The sequence below is a fragment of the Serratia sp. 22278 genome, from assembly GCF_052045405.1.
Taxonomy (GTDB): domain Bacteria; phylum Pseudomonadota; class Gammaproteobacteria; order Enterobacterales; family Enterobacteriaceae; genus Serratia; species Serratia marcescens.
In genome coordinates this window covers 196,442-211,256 of sequence record NZ_JBQEOW010000001.1, presented here as the reverse complement: position 1 = coordinate 211,256, position 14,815 = coordinate 196,442, and the positions used below count along the sequence as shown (strand labels likewise).

The 14,815-nt window shown below is 56.2% G+C and carries 15 protein-coding genes; 7 read left to right on the top strand and 8 right to left on the bottom strand.

Annotation, left to right across the window (positions count from 1 at the left end; genetic code table 11):
• Positions 1-37: 37 nt before the first annotated feature.
• The 4 genes from potF to ACTJJ6_RS00970 all read right to left on the bottom strand — a co-directional run bounded on the left by potF (position 38) and on the right by ACTJJ6_RS00970 (position 3,439).
• The gene (gene potF, locus ACTJJ6_RS00985; RefSeq protein WP_015377292.1) at positions 38-1,147 is read right to left on the bottom strand and encodes a spermidine/putrescine ABC transporter substrate-binding protein PotF; all 1,110 of its coding nucleotides are present in this window, start codon (positions 1,145-1,147) and stop codon (positions 38-40) included.
• Positions 1,148-1,551: 404 nt separating this feature from the next.
• Positions 1,552-2,031, bottom strand: coding sequence for a YbjN domain-containing protein (locus ACTJJ6_RS00980; protein ID WP_004938666.1), 480 nt, complete (start codon positions 2,029-2,031; stop codon positions 1,552-1,554).
• Between the two features lie 136 nt (positions 2,032-2,167).
• Positions 2,168-3,070, bottom strand: coding sequence for a 30S ribosomal protein S6--L-glutamate ligase (rimK, locus tag ACTJJ6_RS00975; RefSeq protein ID WP_016928363.1), 903 nt, complete (start codon positions 3,068-3,070; stop codon positions 2,168-2,170).
• Positions 3,071-3,124: 54 nt separating this feature from the next.
• Positions 3,125-3,439 carry a YbjC family protein gene (locus tag ACTJJ6_RS00970; protein ID WP_016928364.1) on the bottom strand — a complete coding sequence of 105 codons (315 nt, stop codon included), beginning with the start codon at positions 3,437-3,439 and terminating at the stop codon, positions 3,125-3,127.
• A gap of 230 nt (positions 3,440-3,669) precedes the next feature.
• Between ACTJJ6_RS00970 and ACTJJ6_RS00965 the strand changes: the two genes are divergently transcribed.
• Positions 3,670-3,933 carry a GrxA family glutaredoxin gene (locus ACTJJ6_RS00965; protein WP_004938676.1) on the top strand — a complete coding sequence of 88 codons (264 nt, stop codon included), beginning with the start codon at positions 3,670-3,672 and terminating at the stop codon, positions 3,931-3,933.
• A 39-nt stretch (positions 3,934-3,972) separates the two neighbouring features.
• Here ACTJJ6_RS00965 and ACTJJ6_RS00960 read toward each other — a convergent pair whose 3' ends face one another.
• Entirely contained in the window at positions 3,973-4,362 is a 390-nt protein-coding gene (locus ACTJJ6_RS00960) for an inner membrane protein YbjM (protein ID WP_004938679.1), read from the bottom strand.
• 294 nt (positions 4,363-4,656) lie between these two features.
• Here ACTJJ6_RS00960 and ACTJJ6_RS00955 point away from each other — a divergent pair, with 294 nt between their 5' ends.
• The gene (locus tag ACTJJ6_RS00955) at positions 4,657-6,345 is read left to right on the top strand and encodes an aspartate:alanine antiporter (RefSeq protein ID WP_004938680.1); all 1,689 of its coding nucleotides are present in this window, start codon (positions 4,657-4,659) and stop codon (positions 6,343-6,345) included.
• 456 nt (positions 6,346-6,801) lie between these two features.
• Here the strand turns inward: ACTJJ6_RS00955 and ACTJJ6_RS00950 are convergent, their stop codons facing one another.
• Both ACTJJ6_RS00950 and eco read right to left on the bottom strand, forming a co-directional pair.
• Positions 6,802-7,170 (bottom strand): hypothetical protein, encoded by a 369-nt coding sequence (locus tag ACTJJ6_RS00950; RefSeq protein ID WP_071796762.1) that lies wholly within the window; start codon positions 7,168-7,170, stop codon positions 6,802-6,804.
• Between the two features lie 471 nt (positions 7,171-7,641).
• Positions 7,642-8,154 carry a serine protease inhibitor ecotin gene (gene eco / locus ACTJJ6_RS00945; RefSeq protein WP_016928367.1) on the bottom strand — a complete coding sequence of 171 codons (513 nt, stop codon included), beginning with the start codon at positions 8,152-8,154 and terminating at the stop codon, positions 7,642-7,644.
• Positions 8,155-8,446: 292 nt separating this feature from the next.
• Between eco and ACTJJ6_RS00940 the strand changes: the two genes are divergently transcribed.
• Both ACTJJ6_RS00940 and ybjG read left to right on the top strand, forming a co-directional pair.
• A complete protein-coding gene (locus tag ACTJJ6_RS00940; RefSeq protein WP_033634209.1) occupies positions 8,447-9,181 on the top strand; it encodes a phosphatase PAP2 family protein in 735 nt (244 codons plus the stop codon).
• A gap of 5 nt (positions 9,182-9,186) precedes the next feature.
• Positions 9,187-9,792: an undecaprenyl-diphosphate phosphatase gene (ybjG, locus tag ACTJJ6_RS00935; RefSeq protein WP_028127970.1), complete on the top strand. Its 606-nt coding sequence runs from the start codon at positions 9,187-9,189 to the stop codon at positions 9,790-9,792.
• Between the two features lie 36 nt (positions 9,793-9,828).
• On the opposite strand, the gene ACTJJ6_RS00930 is transcribed toward ybjG, so the two are convergent.
• Positions 9,829-10,662, bottom strand: a complete 834-nt coding sequence (locus ACTJJ6_RS00930) for a hypothetical protein (protein WP_049299039.1) — start codon at positions 10,660-10,662, stop codon at positions 9,829-9,831.
• A 219-nt stretch (positions 10,663-10,881) separates the two neighbouring features.
• Here ACTJJ6_RS00930 and deoC point away from each other — a divergent pair, with 219 nt between their 5' ends.
• From deoC to ACTJJ6_RS00915, 3 genes are all read left to right on the top strand, one after another.
• The gene (gene deoC / locus ACTJJ6_RS00925) at positions 10,882-11,562 is read left to right on the top strand and encodes a deoxyribose-phosphate aldolase (RefSeq protein ID WP_016928371.1); all 681 of its coding nucleotides are present in this window, start codon (positions 10,882-10,884) and stop codon (positions 11,560-11,562) included.
• A 151-nt stretch (positions 11,563-11,713) separates the two neighbouring features.
• A complete protein-coding gene (gene deoR, locus ACTJJ6_RS00920) occupies positions 11,714-12,478 on the top strand; it encodes a DNA-binding transcriptional repressor DeoR (protein ID WP_049299038.1) in 765 nt (254 codons plus the stop codon).
• Between the two features lie 979 nt (positions 12,479-13,457).
• Positions 13,458-14,756 (top strand): HAAAP family serine/threonine permease, encoded by a 1,299-nt coding sequence (locus ACTJJ6_RS00915; protein ID WP_004938697.1) that lies wholly within the window; start codon positions 13,458-13,460, stop codon positions 14,754-14,756.
• The last annotated feature ends 59 nt before the right edge of the window (positions 14,757-14,815 follow it).

The following is a 14,815-nucleotide window of genomic DNA, read 5'->3' as shown; positions in this document are numbered from 1 at the left end:
TGCCGGTTTACCGACGATGGGGGTATCCCCCCCATCATCACTTCCCGCTTTTAACTTTAGTCCATGCGCGGGTAATGACACGGTCCAGCTTCGGCGACTGCACGTTGAGCGTGAACAGCTTGGCGCGCAGATCGGCCGGCGGATAGACATTCGGGTTCTCGCGCACTTCGGCGTTCACCAGCGGCGTGGAATCTTTCACCGCATTGGCGTAATAGACATAGTTGCTGATGCCCGCCATCACGTCAGGTTTCATCAGGAAGTTCAGGAACTGGTACGCGGCGTCTTTGTTCTTGGCGTCCGCCGGCATGGCGAACATGTCAAAGTAGGTCAGCGCCCCCTCTTTCGGGATCGCGTAGGCCACGTTCACGCCGTTCTTCGCCTCTTTGGCGCGGTTGGCCGCCTGCATCACGTCGCCGGACCAGCCGATCGCCACGCAGATATCACCGTTAGCCAGATCGTTGATGTACTGAGAAGAGTGGAAGTAACGAATGTTCGGCCGCAGTTTCAGCAGCAGATCGTTGGCCGCGCCGGTGTAGTCCGCCGCATTGGTGCTGTTGGGATCCTTGCCCAGGTAGTGCAGCACGGTGGCGTAAACCTCGCTCGGCGCATCGAGGAAGGAGACGCCGCAGCTTTTCAGCTTCTCGAGGTTTTCCGGCTTGAGGATCAGATCCCAACTGTCGACAGGCGCGTCTTTGCCCAATGCCGCCTTCACCTTGTCGACGTTATAGCCGATGCCAGTGGTCACCATCAGGTATGGGATGCCGTATTTGTTGTCTTTGTCATTGTGTGCAACCAGCTTCAGCATCTCGGGATCGAGATTCTTGTAGTTGGGCATTTTGCTCTTGTCGAGCGGTTCGAAGATGCCGGCCTGAGACTGGCGCTCGAGGAAGTTGGATGAAGGAACCACCAGATCATAACCGGTGCTGCCCGCCATCAGTTTGCCTTCCAACACTTCGTTGGAGTCAAAGACGTCGTACACCACTTTGATGCCGGTTTCTTTCTGGAAATTAGCCAAAGTGTCCGGCGCGATATAATCGGACCAGTTATACACGTGCAGCGTTTTCTCTTCGGCTGACGCATTGACGGACGCGGCCATCAACAGGCCGGCAACCACACCCGATAACCACTTTTTACGTTGGGTGACCATCCGTAACTTCCTCCAAAACAGGGTGAATCATAGAATTGAACTTGTATCTGCAGCGATACAAAACCTTTCCTGATTGAGCGCAATCGTTGCAACCGCGAACTGAATGGCTATGCATATGATTGCATGCGCCTTTTTCACTGCCCTGCTCGCGTGGTCACAAGGGGAATCGCAAGCCCTTTGCAGAATCAGCAGCATAGCCGCTGCCATCGTAACCCGCCAGCCCCCAGGGTAAAAAACGCCTTTTATCGATTTTTTATGCAGTTTTCTCTATGTGATACGCCATTAACGGCGCAAAAGGCGAGAAAGATCGGGCGGCAAAGGCCAAAGTGCAGAATATTTTATTGCGGAGAGGCGTCACGGCAGCATGCCGCCGGAGCGACGGCATGCTTAAGGTATGGCGAGGATCAGTGCAGCATCGGTTGACGCACGGCGCCAGCGGGGATCTCTTCTTCGTCACCCATAAACAGCAGATCGTTCGCCCGCGCCTCAAGGATCACCATCGAGACCTGCTCTTCGCCCTGCTGCATGAAGTGGGTGAACTGCTCGTAGGTGATGCCGACCGCCACGCTTAGCGACTGGCAGACGATCAGCTTCGGCAGGTTGTCGTCCTGAATATCGACAAACGCCTTGATGGTCAGCGAGCTGGCGTTGATCTGGCTCAGGTCCGCCACCAGCGGGATCAGCGCGGTCGGCTTCACTTCGGCCAGCGCGGAGAACAGAATGACGTTGTCCACCAGATCTATCTTGGCGTCGAACACGCCGTCGAAGTTCTGCATGTGCGGCAGGTGCAGCGCCTGGCAGGAATCGCACTCAAAGAAAGAAATGCCCGACTGATCCAGCCAGCGCCGCAACAGCGCCAAATCGGGGACAATGAGTGAATCCATAATAACCAGCCTCACAATATTCAATACGCGAAAAGGCGCATAGCTTACGGAATATTCACCCGATACGCCACGATCAATGCGGCTTAATTCACTAATTCAGATATTGCACGGCGGGAAATGCGCTCCGCCCACCCCGTTAACCGCCGGACTTCAGGCGGAAGCCCGGCCGGCCGCGCTGCTCAATGTATTCGATCATCATGCCGGCGATGTCCAGCCCGGTGGTGGTTTCCACCCCTTCCAGCCCCGGCGACGCGTTGACCTCCATCACCAGCGGGCCGCGTTCGGCGCGCAGGATATCCACCCCGGCGACGTCCAGCCCCAGCGTGCTCGCCGCTTTCACCGCGATCGCCCGCTCCCTGGCGGTGATGGTCACCTTGCGGGCGGTGCCGCCGCGGTGCAGGTTGGAGCGAAACTCGCCGGGCTTGGCCTGCCGTTCGATGGCGGCCACCACCCGGCCGCCCACCACCAGACAGCGCACGTCGCGCCCCTGCGCCTCGCGCACGTACTCCTGCACCAGGATGTGGGCATTCAGCCCGCGAAAGGCGTCAATCACGCTTTCCGCCGCCTGACGGGTTTCCGCCAGCACCACGCCGATACCCTGCGTGCCTTCCACCAGCTTGACCACCAGCGGCGCGCCGCCGACCAGCTCGATCAAATCGCCAGTGTCGTCCGGCGAATGGGCGAAACCGGTGATCGGCAGATCGATGCCCTGCCGGGCCAGCAGTTGCAGCGAACGCAGCTTGTCGCGGGCACGGGTAATGGCCACGGATTCGTTGAGCGGGTAGCTGCCGAGCAGCTCGAACTGGCGTAGCACCGCCGTGCCGTAAAAGGTGATGGCGGAGCCGATGCGCGGGATCACCGCATCGTAACGTTCCAACTGACGGCCGCGATAATGAATGGTCGGCGCCGCCGGATTGATGTTCATATAGCAGGAGAGCGGATCGATGATATCGATGCTGTGCCCGCGATCTTCCGCCGCTTCACGCAGCCGCTTACATGAATAGAGCGATCCGTCGCGAGAAAGAATGGCAATTTTCACTCGTCACCCCAAAAGCCAACGCCTGCCCGGCAGGCGGGTTAGCGGCCGCGGCGCTCAGGCGCGCGGATCGCGATCCTGATTATCTTTCGATGCGTCTGCATCTTGCGGTTTGCGGCGATCGTTTTCCGGCGGCAACCCGCCGCGCATCAGCGGCCCGAAGCCCTGCACCACGCGCCATACCAGAAACGCCGCCGCCGGCACCATCAGCGCCACGCCGAGGAAAATCATGCCGACCGCCGCCTGCTGCGACGCCAGCCAACCCGGCAGTTGCAGGTGGCCGTGAATGCTGAGGTAGGCCAGCACCAGCATCACGATGCCCACCCCTTCCAACACCAGCACCGGGCGCGGTAAGTCACCGAATGAACGCATATTTTTCCTCTCCAGAAGGTCTGCCCCCAGTGTAGTGAATTCCCGTCGACGGCGACAGCCCCGGCTGACTAATTGGTTACATGAATCAGATTAACAGGTAATTCCTGCTTTTTTTTCACCGCCTCAACGGGCATAGTAGGCGCCATCTGACGCAGGTAATGACTTTTTCGGTGACGGGATGTCGTTGCAATCGCGAATAATTTATCGAAAATCCAATTAAGGAGCGTTGCATGTTTGCAGTAATCTTCGGGCGTCCTGGCTGTCCTTATTGTGTCCGCGCTAAAGAACTGGCGGAAAAACTGACTGAAGAACGCGACGATTTCAACTTCCGTTACGTTGACATCCACGCGGAAGGCATCACCAAGGCCGATCTGGAAAAAACCGTCGGTAAACCGGTTGAAACCGTGCCGCAGATCTTCCTGGACGAGAAGCACATCGGCGGTTGCACCGATTTCGAAGCTTACGCTAAAGAACACCTGAACCTGTTCCAGTAAGTTTTTGAACGACAAAAAAGGCGCTTAACGCGCCTTTTTTTATTGCCGCTGCCGCCGGTGCAGCTGCTGCAGCGTGTGCAACAGACCGAGGGCGAACAGCATCAGCATCGCGCCGAACACGCACCAAAACACCGCGCTGGTGGCGTAAGCCAATTCCTGCCAAAACGAATAGGACGGCGTCAGCCAGAAGTGGCGGATCAGCAGGCACAGCGGCAATGCATACAGCGCCCCCAGCAACGGACACAGCAGCCGCTTGCGGCTCGACAAATAGCTGGCGATTGCGCCGGGGATCACAAACAGCAGCAGGCCGGTTTCACCGTGGTGCTCATGATCCGTGCTGCCGAACAGGCCGGTTTGCTGGCCGAGAAACACCAGGCTGAACAACAGAAAACAGCTGAGAATGCCCAGCCAATATCGATAACTCGTCATGCGAATTCTCCCCCGCCCAATTACCGCATCAATAGAAATCGGCCCGGTCACCCGTGCGGTGACGCTGAACCGAATTTTTTCCTTGGTCAAAAGAGAGTTAAATGCGCCCGGCGGCGCAGGAAATCAGCTTTCTGTGCTGGCTGTCATCGGTCATAGCGTCTAGAATGAACGCCGCCGAACGATGGTTCGCTTCGCTTTCTGCTGGTGGTGATTTATGACGTCGTTTTAAGGCTGAATTTATCTCTTATAGTTATCTATATCAAGCACTTACTGGTAAACAATAAGTTATCCTCCGTGAACATAAACGTCGCTAGTTTGTTAAACGGTAACTACATTCTGTTACTGTTCGTGGTACTCGCGCTGGGGCTGTGCCTCGGTAAACTCCGTCTGGGCTCCGTCCAACTCGGTAATTCCATTGGCGTTTTAGTGGTTTCCCTGTTGCTCGGCCAGCAACACTTCGCCATTAACACCGAGGCGCTGAACCTCGGCTTCATGCTGTTTATTTTCTGCGTCGGGGTGGAAGCCGGGCCTAACTTTTTCTCGATTTTCTTCCGCGACGGCAAGAATTACCTGATGCTGGCGCTGGTGATGGTCGGTTCGGCCATGGTGATCGCCATCGGCCTCGGCAAGCTATTCCACTGGGACATCGGCCTGACCGCCGGCATGCTGGCCGGCTCGATGACCTCGACGCCGGTGCTGGTGGGCGCCGGCGATACGCTGCGCAACACCATCGTCAACGGGCCGGCGCTGCTGGCGGCGCAGGATCATCTGAGCCTCGGCTACGCCCTCACCTACCTGATCGGCTTGGTCAGCCTGATTTTCGGCGCGCGCTACCTGCCGAAGCTGCAGCACCAGGATCTGTCCACCTCCGCCCAGCAGATCGCCCGCGAACGCGGCCTGGACACCGACAGCCAGCGCAAGGTCTACCTGCCGGTGATCCGCGCCTATCGCGTCGGCCCCGAGCTGGTGGCCTGGGCCGACGGCAAGAACCTGCGCGAACTGGGCATCTACCGCCAGACCGGCTGCTACATTGAACGCATCCGCCGCAACGGCATTCTGGCCAACCCGGACGGTGACGCGGTGCTGCAGGTGGGCGACGAGATCTCGCTGGTCGGTTATCCGGACGCCCACGCGCGGCTGGATCCGAGCTTCCGCAACGGTAAGGAAGTGTTCGACCGCGATCTGCTCGACATGCGCATCGTGACCGAAGAGATCGTAGTGAAGAACAGCAACGCGGTGAACAAACGCCTGAGCCAGCTGAAGCTGACCGACCACGGTTGCTTCCTCAACCGCGTGATCCGCAGCCAGATCGAAATGCCAATCGACGACAGCATCGTGCTCAACAAGGGCGACGTGCTGCAGGTGAGCGGCGACGCGCGCCGGGTGAAGAGCGTGGCGGAGAAGATTGGCTTTATCTCGATCCACAGCCAGGTGACAGATCTGCTGGCGTTCTGCGCCTTCTTCATCATCGGCCTGCTGATCGGCCAGATCACCATTCAGTTCAGCAACTTCTCGTTCGGCATCGGCAACGCCGCCGGCCTGTTGATGTCCGGCATCATGCTCGGCTTCCTGCGCGCCAACCACCCGACCTTCGGTTATATTCCGCAGGGCGCGCTGAACATGGTGAAAGAATTCGGCCTGATGGTGTTTATGGCGGGCGTGGGCCTGAGCGCCGGCGCCGGCATCGGCCACAGCCTGGGCGCGGTCGGCGGCCAGATGCTGATCGCCGGGCTTATCGTCAGCCTGGTGCCGGTGATTATCTGCTTCCTGTTCGGCGCCTACGTGCTGCGCATGAACCGCGCCCTGCTGTTCGGCGCCATCATGGGCGCCCGCACCTGCGCGCCGGCGATGGAGATCATCAGCGACACCGCGCGCAGCAACATCCCGGCGCTGGGCTATGCCGGCACCTACGCCATCGCTAACGTGCTGTTAACGCTGGCGGGTTCTCTCATCGTGGTGCTATGGCCGGGCATACTCGGCTGATCGATTAGCGGGAGAGATGGATCGGCGATAAAAATATTTTGATTTTTTTGTCGCCGGCCAGAACTTTCGTTGGGGGCCGCAGTCTGAATTAGTGCCACTGCTTTTCTTTGATGTCCCCATTTTGTGGAGCCCGATAATCCCGCCTTTTAGGTTCAAGATTATCGGGTTTTTTGTTGCCTGCACGCCGCCGCCCGCGGGACCACCATCAGATGGCAGCAACACCTCAACTGACGACGTACAGCGCGTCCGCGCCTTCCTGAAACATCGTTTCTCTTAACGTTTAGTGTCGGGCGGTCGGCTATCAAACAATGCATTTCCCAAGGTTTGATTGCAGAAAGAGTGAGAACGGAGTGGCTGTATTAATTAGCAATTGGGTCTGAACCCAACAACGGCCTTATCAATATCTTAATATCAAAAAAAGCAAGACATCTAAGGTGCCTTGCTTTTCTTTTTACATTAACAAGCGCCAAAAAGAACGACAGAGAACAGAACGGAACCGTTCAGATAAATAGTGGCCTTCAACCCCGTAGGAATAAAGGAACCACAGGTCTCTGCGCACACTTTAAGCTGCCCACCAATGGGAATTGGAATAGGCGAAGAAACGCAAAAGTCACCGTAGATAGGAATGGTAAAACAAATTTGGTTGTTTGCTGGGTTATAACTGGCCCCAACGCAAACCGAAAGTTTAAGCGCCAATACCCCCTGCTGCTTAAGGTCTACAGGTACCGGCGCCGGTGTTTTTTGCGAAAATCCAACCGCAGTAAAATCAGCAACATGTTCATTTTGAGCATGCGGATCTTGTTCATTGCATTTACAATCAGCCATTGGAATATCCTCGTAAGTTTTTTTAGATATTAATTAGCGAACAATGTAATTGCCGTGGAGCTAATTACATTGATGAATCTAGCAGCACAATAATTAATTTCCATCCCTTTGCCATTAAATAAAATCAATAAAACAACAATAAAATGATTAATAATAATATTTTTATTTATGTAACCGAAACGGTTTGTTATTAGCCAAATAATTGCAATTCACAACAATATAATCAGAGATAAAGGGGGATAAAAATGAGGATATTGCGAGTGAGAATTAAAAAAATGCCCTTAAACCAAGGATATTAACCTTGTTAGCTTGAGTCACTTTCTATTTTCCCTCTGTAGGTTGAAAAAATTTGGCTAAGCACTCGGCTTTCCTGACTGAAAATAAAAAACCGCCTGAAGAGCCGCATATAATTGCAAAATGCTCTTCAAACGGCTTTGTACAAGATCATGTATTCACAGCGCTAATCGCGGATTACTTTGATTCAGCCTGGCTTACGGTATCTTCGGCTTTCCAGATGCGGTATTTCACTTCCGCGTCTTTCGGCGCATACACCACGATCGGCAGGCGGCTGTTGTAACGCTGCATCGCGGCGTCGCCCAGGTTGGCGGCGATGAATTGCTTGGTCTTGGTGTTGTCCGGGCAGGCCATCATGGTCGAGGCCGGTTCAGACAGCTTCTCCAGCACCAGGTAGTCGTAACCCCAGCCGGACAGGGTTTTGGTCTCCAGCGTGCCGCCGATCATATGGCGGTTGCAGTCCACTTCCAGCGTCTTGCCGATCAGCAGCTCTACCTTGTAGTTCTCTTCGTGTTCTTGCTTCGGCAGGTAGATCACCTGGCGATTCATGCCCTTCTCGGCTTTCGGGTAAGGCGCGACTTTTTCCAGCGGCTGTTTGCTCATGTCTGCGTCATCGCCAGAGGTCGCCGCCATAGCGCCGGCGGAAACGGCCATCAGCAGGCCGGAAAATACAACGGATGCCTTGTTCATGTTTTATCCCTACACTTTTTGTCAAATAATCCGCTTATAAACTAATACACTACCGCCACGCTCGCCACAAGTTTAATATTCTTTACAATAGGAGATAAATAGTGACAATCGCCTGATGCCACCCATTAACCGGAGTAATACCCCAAAAAACCGCCGGTTAATACGAGAAAAACACGCGCTGACCGGCGCCCAAGCGGGTGCATCAGATAGGGTTCTCTTGCCGCAGGACTAAGGTTTTCTTAAGACAGAATTATTACAGTGGCGCTATTCAATCCTGTCACCGAGCCTGCGCGTGAATCCAGAATCGTCATTAAATCAATCCTCAACGGCACAGCAAATTAAGACAACCGCCCTTTACTCCCTGCCGACATCCTTTTACCGTTGGCAAGTTTTTGGCCTGCTGATCAGCGGTTTGGTATTCCTGTGGCTCTCCCGCAACGAACAGCTGGACTGGGCGATCAGCAATTATTGGTACGATGCCGCCAGCGGGCATTTCCCGTGGCAAAACAATTATTGGCTGGATCTGATCAATCACCGTCTGTTGAAGCAGATAGTGATCGTGGGAGCGGTGCTCACGCTGTTTTGGGGCATCTATCGCCGCAGCGCGCGCCTGATTGTCAGCATGCTGCTTCTCGGCATCGGCCCGCTGGTGGTGGGCATTCTCAAGGCCACCAGCGCGCACTCCTGTCCGTGGGATCTGATCGAGTACGGCGGCAAGGCGATGTCCTTCCCTTTATTCGGCGCGGTACCGGCGCTGCCGGGCCCCGGTCGCTGTTTCCCCGGCGGGCACGCCTCGAGCGGTTTCGCGGTCATGGCGTTGTTTTTCCTGTTTTATCCGCAGCGCCCGCGCCTGGCCTGGTGCTGCTGGTGTGGCGGCATTGCGCTCGGCATGTTGATGGGCTTTGGTCAGATCATGCGCGGCGCACATTTTCTTACCCATAACCTGTGGGCGGGTTGGTGGGTTTGGTTAAGCCAGTTGGCTATTTATTGGATGATTAGCGGCTATTGGCGCCGCAAGATGAGGTAACGGTTATGGAGCAGTTAAACCATGTTCTTTTCGCCTGGATCAATGCGACCCCGGCATCTCCCGAATGGATGATCGATTTCGCCACCTTTTTGGCGCGCGATCTTATCATTATCGTGCCGCTGCTGATCGTCGGGCTGTGGCTGTGGGGGCCGCGAAGCCAGCTGGTTTCACAGCGCGAAGTGGTGGCGAAAACCACGATCGCGCTGCTGTTCGCCATGCTTGCCGCCTCCGCTATCGGCGCGCTGCTGCCGCATGAGCGTCCGTTCGTCGCCGGCGTGGGTTATACCTTCCTGGCGCACGCGCCGGACAGCTCGTTCCCCAGCGATCACGGCACCGCCATCTTTACCTTTGCACTGGCGTTCCTGTTCTGGCACCGGGTCTGGTCCGGCGCGCTGCTGATGATTGTCGCCGTCGGCATCGCCTGGTCACGCGTTTACCTCGGCGTGCACTGGCCGCTGGATATGGTCGGCGGTTTCCTGCTCGGCCTGGTCGGCTGCCTGTTCGCTCAGCTGGTATGGAATCTGTTCGGTGATGTCCTCGCCGACAAGCTGTCGCGTCTGTATCGCTTCCTGTTTGCCTTCGCCATTCGCCGCGGCTGGGTGAAAGAATAACCGCATAACATGACAGGGGCGTTACCGCCCCTGCTTTCACACCACGCCGGTGGTCACGCAAAACGCCCGCGTTTTTCCCGCTCCCAGCATCACCCCCTCACCCTCTGGCGCATTCGGGCGGCAGTTTGCCGGCTGGATAAAAGCAAGCAGCCGCCTGTTGCCCTGGACAGCGATGCGCCGCAGGCCATAGTTGAATTGCCCGGTGGCAAAACGCGTCACATAGCGCCGGCCTTGCGGCGCCAGCATAAAGAACTCGGCCTGATCCACGTAGCGCGTCAGATCGTCGGAGCACAGCAGTTCCTGCCCGATCGTATCCCCTGACAAAGCCGGCGTCGGCAGGTTCTGGCGGAATACCGCGTCGGGAATGCAATCATAGTTGAGGCGGCAAACATAGCGCAGCGGCTGCGGCCGCTCGCCCAGGTTGGTAATCTTCATCTCTATGGCGAACTGCGCGCTCTGGGCCGCCAGACGCAGCGCCGGGCCGATGCGCCAACGCTCGCCCAACCGCTCGCCTTCACCGTGCAACGTCAGCTCATCGCCCGCCAGCTGCAGCCACACGCGTTGCATCTGGATCGGCGCGCCGTCGTGACCCGGCCAGGCGGGACAGAACGCGGCGTCGTCAGCGCGCTTTCTTCCGGCGCCCCGCGTGCTGCGGCGGCCCGATTTCAGCGAATGACCGTCAAACTCAGCGTCCCAGATCGCGAGGCCCTGATACGGTAAAACCCTCAGCGCGCCACGGCAATTCGCCAGCGTCAGCATCAGCCCGCGTTCTGCGCAGCGATGCGCGCTCACCGCGAAATCCGCGTTGCGGAACAGTTCCTGCCGATGCGTCCCGAAAGCTTCAGGAGCCAGATCGATGTTGATCTCCATCTTTTTTCCCCTCGACGTTTCGCCCGTGCAGGCCGCGAGCAGCCACTGAAAATGTTATTAAAATAACAAATAATCCTCCCCTAAGTTATACAGATAACAGTGAAGTAACTATGATCTCGTCGACATTTTTCAAATCCCGCTAGGTTTATCGATGTTGAAATGTTATTATTTTCACATTACCTATCTATGCTATTTTCTCAACTTCACTAAGGAACCGCGATGACCACCGAAAGCATCGATTACGCCAGCTATGTTGACCACACCCTGCTGGCCATGGACGCCACCGAAATGCAGATCGCCAAACTGTGCGAAGAAGCGCAGCAGCACAACTTCTATGCGGTATGTGTCAACTCCGGCTATGTGCCGCTGGCGGCACAGCTGCTGCAGGAAAGCACCGTGAAAGTCTGCTCGGTGATCGGTTTCCCGCTGGGCGCCGGCCTGACCGTCGCCAAAGCCTTTGAAGCCAAAGCGGCGATCGCCGCCGGCGCGCAAGAGATCGACATGGTGATCAACGTCGGCTGGTTGAAAAGCGGCCTGCTGGACGAAGTGAAAGCCGACATCGCCGCCGTGCGCGAGGTTTGCGCGGCGATCCCGTTGAAGGTAATATTGGAAACCTGCCTGCTCAGCGATGCGCAGATCGTCCAGGTTTGTGAAATGTGTCGCGAACTCGATGTCGCCTTCGTGAAAACCTCCACCGGCTTCAGCACCGGCGGCGCTCGGGAAGAGCACGTCAAACTGATGCGCGAGACCGTGGGCAGCGAAATGGGCGTGAAAGCTTCCGGCGCCGTGCGCGATCGCGCCACCGCCGAGAAGATGATTAAAGCCGGCGCCACGCGTATCGGCACCAGCTCCGGCGTCGCCATCGTCTCCGGCGCCCAGCCGGCGGCGGGCAGTTACTGATCGTCGGCTTGCCCTGACGGGCATGGCCATACACTCCGATGCGGGACAATACGGGCGGTTGATGCGGCCCGATATTGCCCCGCATCGTTGTGTTTAGCGTCGGAAATGCCGGCTCGCCTTTTATCTCTATTACCTGTGGGAAGACGGATCTATGGAAACGCGGCGCGAAGAACGTATCAACCGGTTAGTTCAGGCGTTAAAACGCGCTGACAAGATCCACCTGAAAGAAGCCGCCGCGCTGCTGGGGGTCTCGGAGATGACCATTCGCCGCGATCTGAGCGCCGAACCGGCGGCCGTGGTGTTGCTCGGCGGCTACGTGGTGACCGATCCGCGCAGCAACGGCGTGACCAACTACTTCGTTTCCGATCAAAAAGCCAAACAGGTCACGGAGAAACGGCGCATCGGACTGCTGGCAGCGCCGCTGATCAATGAAAACGACACGGTGTTTTTTGACTGCGGCACCACCACCCCGGCGATCATCGACGCCATCGCCGACGAGCTGGCTTTCACCGCCGTGTGTCATTCGCTGAACACCTTCCTGGCGCTGCAGGACAAACCGAACTGCAAGGTGGTTCTGTGCGGCGGCGAGTTCAAGCCGAACAACTACATCTTTTCCAGCGTCGGCGGCCGCAACGAGCTCGAGCACATCTGCCCGAACATCGCCTTTATCTCCGCCGCCGGCCTCAGCCTGCAGCACGGCGCCACCTGCTTCAACTTCGACGAGCTGGAGATGAAGCATCGCGCCATGGCGATGGCGCAGCAAAAGATCCTGGTGGCAGACCACAGCAAGTTCGGAAAAACCAAGCCGGCCTGCATCGGCCCGCTGACGCAGTTCGATCGGGTGATCACCGATCGCCAGCCGGGCGCCGACTTCCTGGCGTTCTTCAACGACAACGCCATCGCTATCCGCTATTAATCCGCCTTCAGCGCCGTCATAACCGACGGCGCACCGCGTCGATATCCCTCTTTCCCCGCCGAAAAATGAACAAATAATGCGCAATCAATTCACGTTTTTCGCTTATCCGCACGCAACATCAGGTTAATAAAATGCAACAGCTCACCCGAGTGATTATTTTTTCGCAGGCTAAACACGCGGTCGGCTGGGTGAATTAACGGCTATTTATGGCTTTTATATGATAAATCGTGCCAAAGGCCAGGAAGTTTAAATAAACGGCGGTTTACGCGATTGCAGCAAATCTCACCAATACCTGTTAGGTATCTGTTATTTATATGATGAATGGTTACGCATTTTTATCCGCTAACCACGTAAGTAATTTCCCTTCGTTACTAGCGGTGAATTTTAAATAAAAATGATTAAAAACAAAAACATGAATTCAATTCACCTTAAAAACACAATGTGATCCACATCACTAAAACTGCTTAATCCGGGTTTTTAGCTAGATCCAAAACCACGCATAAAATATATTGCTCGGCTTGCTGCTGAGCACAGCGCTTTATCCGGCTAATTATTGTACAAGCCACATAATCGCAGAAATTTTTATGAGAGCGTTCTCAGCACAAAATCTTACACAAATGTGCAACAAATGCGCGAAAAATCGATGAAAAAGCAGATAACTGCACATATTACGCATTTGAGAGCAGGATCACGGTTGTTTCTACTGTAAATCGTTATCTTGCCGCCAACAAAAATCGACAGGCAATGACCTGTCGGCAGCGGTAACGACTTTTATCACCCGTGAAGGTGAAAAGTCTTTAGTGAATTACCCGGCGCTGTGCCTTGGTAATGAACGCAATAAACAACCAGGGGGACGCCAAAACATCCCCGCAAGCAACACCTGATTCTTACCGCAAGCGTTGCCTGAATAGGACGTTTGACGGTTTAACCTTAAGTTTTGCCTTTTAATTTTAAATTCGTGTTCACTTCGGAGATATTTATGGACACTACACAGACCGGCACAATTGCCTCTGCGGCCTCGGGCTCCAGCAGTACCTGGCGTAAAACGGATACCATGTGGATGTTGGGCCTGTACGGCACCGCCATCGGCGCAGGCGTCCTGTTCTTGCCCATCAACGCCGGCATCGGCGGTTTGATTCCTCTGATCATCATGGCCATCATCGCTTTCCCGATGACCTTCTTTGCCCACCGCGGCCTGTGCCGTTTCGTTCTGTCCGGCAAAAATCCCGGTGAAGACATCACCGCCGTGGTGGAAGAGCACTTCGGCATCACCGCCGGTAAACTGATCACCCTGCTGTACTTCTTCGCCATCTACCCGATTCTGTTGGTTTACAGCGTGGCGATCACCAATACCGTCGACAGCTTCATCACCCACCAGTTGGGCATGACGTCGCCGCCGCGCGCCATCCTGTCGCTGATCCTGATCGTCGGCCTGATGACCATCGTGCGCTTCGGTGAGCAGGCCATCGTGAAAACCATGAGCATCCTGGTCTTCCCGTTCGTAGCGGTGCTGATGCTGCTGGCGGTATACCTGATCCCTAACTGGACCGGCGCCATCTTCGAAAACGTGTCGCTGTCCGGCAGCGGTACCGGCATGGGTCACGGCCTGATCATGACTCTGTGGCTGGCGATCCCGGTGATGGTGTTCTCCTTCAACCACTCGCCGATCATCTCCGCCTTCGCCGTCGCCAAACGCGAAGAGTACGGCGCGGACGCCGAGAAGAAATGCTCCCGCATTCTGGCTTACGCGCACATCATGATGGTGCTGACCGTGATGTTCTTCGTGTTCAGCTGCGTGCTGAGCCTGACGCCGGAAAACCTGGCGGAAGCCAAGGCGCAGAACATCTCGATTCTGTCTTACCTGGCTAACCACTTTAACAACCCGATGATCGAGTACATCGCGCCGGTTATCGCCTTCGTCGCCATCACCAAATCGTTCCTGGGCCACTACCTGGGCGCCCGTGAAGGCTTCAACGGCCTGGTTGCCAAGTCAATGAAGAGCCGCGGAAAAACCGTCAGCACCGCCAAGCTGAACCGCATGACCGCTATCTTCATGCTGGTGACCACCTGGATCGTCGCCACCCTGAACCCGAGCATCCTGGGCATGATCGAAACCCTGGGTGGCCCAATCATCGCCATGCTGCTGTTCCTGATGCCGATGTACGCCATCCGTAAAGTGCCTGCCATGCGCAAGTACAGCGGCCACATCAGCAACGTATTTGTGGTTGTGATGGGTCTGATCGCCATCTCTGCTATCGTGTTCAGCCTGCTCGGCTAATCACGTCCGGCCGGCGCCGCTGCGCGCCGGCCCTCCCGCACTGCCCCCATTTCCCGTAT

Excerpts from the sequence above, each read along its gene's own strand:
- deoC (WP_016928371.1), top strand. The coding sequence starts at position 10,882 with ATGACCACCGAAAGCATCGATTACGCCAGCTATGTTGACCACACCCTG.
- ACTJJ6_RS00950 (WP_071796762.1), bottom strand. The coding sequence starts at position 7,170 with ATGGCTGATTGTAAATGCAATGAACAAGATCCGCATGCTCAAAATGAA.
- ACTJJ6_RS00915 (WP_004938697.1), top strand. The coding sequence starts at position 13,458 with ATGGACACTACACAGACCGGCACAATTGCCTCTGCGGCCTCGGGCTCC.
- ACTJJ6_RS00965 (WP_004938676.1), top strand. The coding sequence starts at position 3,670 with ATGTTTGCAGTAATCTTCGGGCGTCCTGGCTGTCCTTATTGTGTCCGC.
- ybjG (WP_028127970.1), top strand. The coding sequence starts at position 9,187 with ATGGAGCAGTTAAACCATGTTCTTTTCGCCTGGATCAATGCGACCCCG.
- deoR (WP_049299038.1), top strand. The coding sequence starts at position 11,714 with ATGGAAACGCGGCGCGAAGAACGTATCAACCGGTTAGTTCAGGCGTTA.
- ACTJJ6_RS00930 (WP_049299039.1), bottom strand. The coding sequence starts at position 10,662 with ATGGAGATCAACATCGATCTGGCTCCTGAAGCTTTCGGGACGCATCGG.
- ACTJJ6_RS00980 (WP_004938666.1), bottom strand. The coding sequence starts at position 2,031 with ATGGATTCACTCATTGTCCCCGATTTGGCGCTGTTGCGGCGCTGGCTG.
- potF (WP_015377292.1), bottom strand. The coding sequence starts at position 1,147 with ATGGTCACCCAACGTAAAAAGTGGTTATCGGGTGTGGTTGCCGGCCTG.
- eco (WP_016928367.1), bottom strand. The coding sequence starts at position 8,154 with ATGAACAAGGCATCCGTTGTATTTTCCGGCCTGCTGATGGCCGTTTCC.
- ACTJJ6_RS00960 (WP_004938679.1), bottom strand. The coding sequence starts at position 4,362 with ATGACGAGTTATCGATATTGGCTGGGCATTCTCAGCTGTTTTCTGTTG.
- ACTJJ6_RS00970 (WP_016928364.1), bottom strand. The coding sequence starts at position 3,439 with ATGCGTTCATTCGGTGACTTACCGCGCCCGGTGCTGGTGTTGGAAGGG.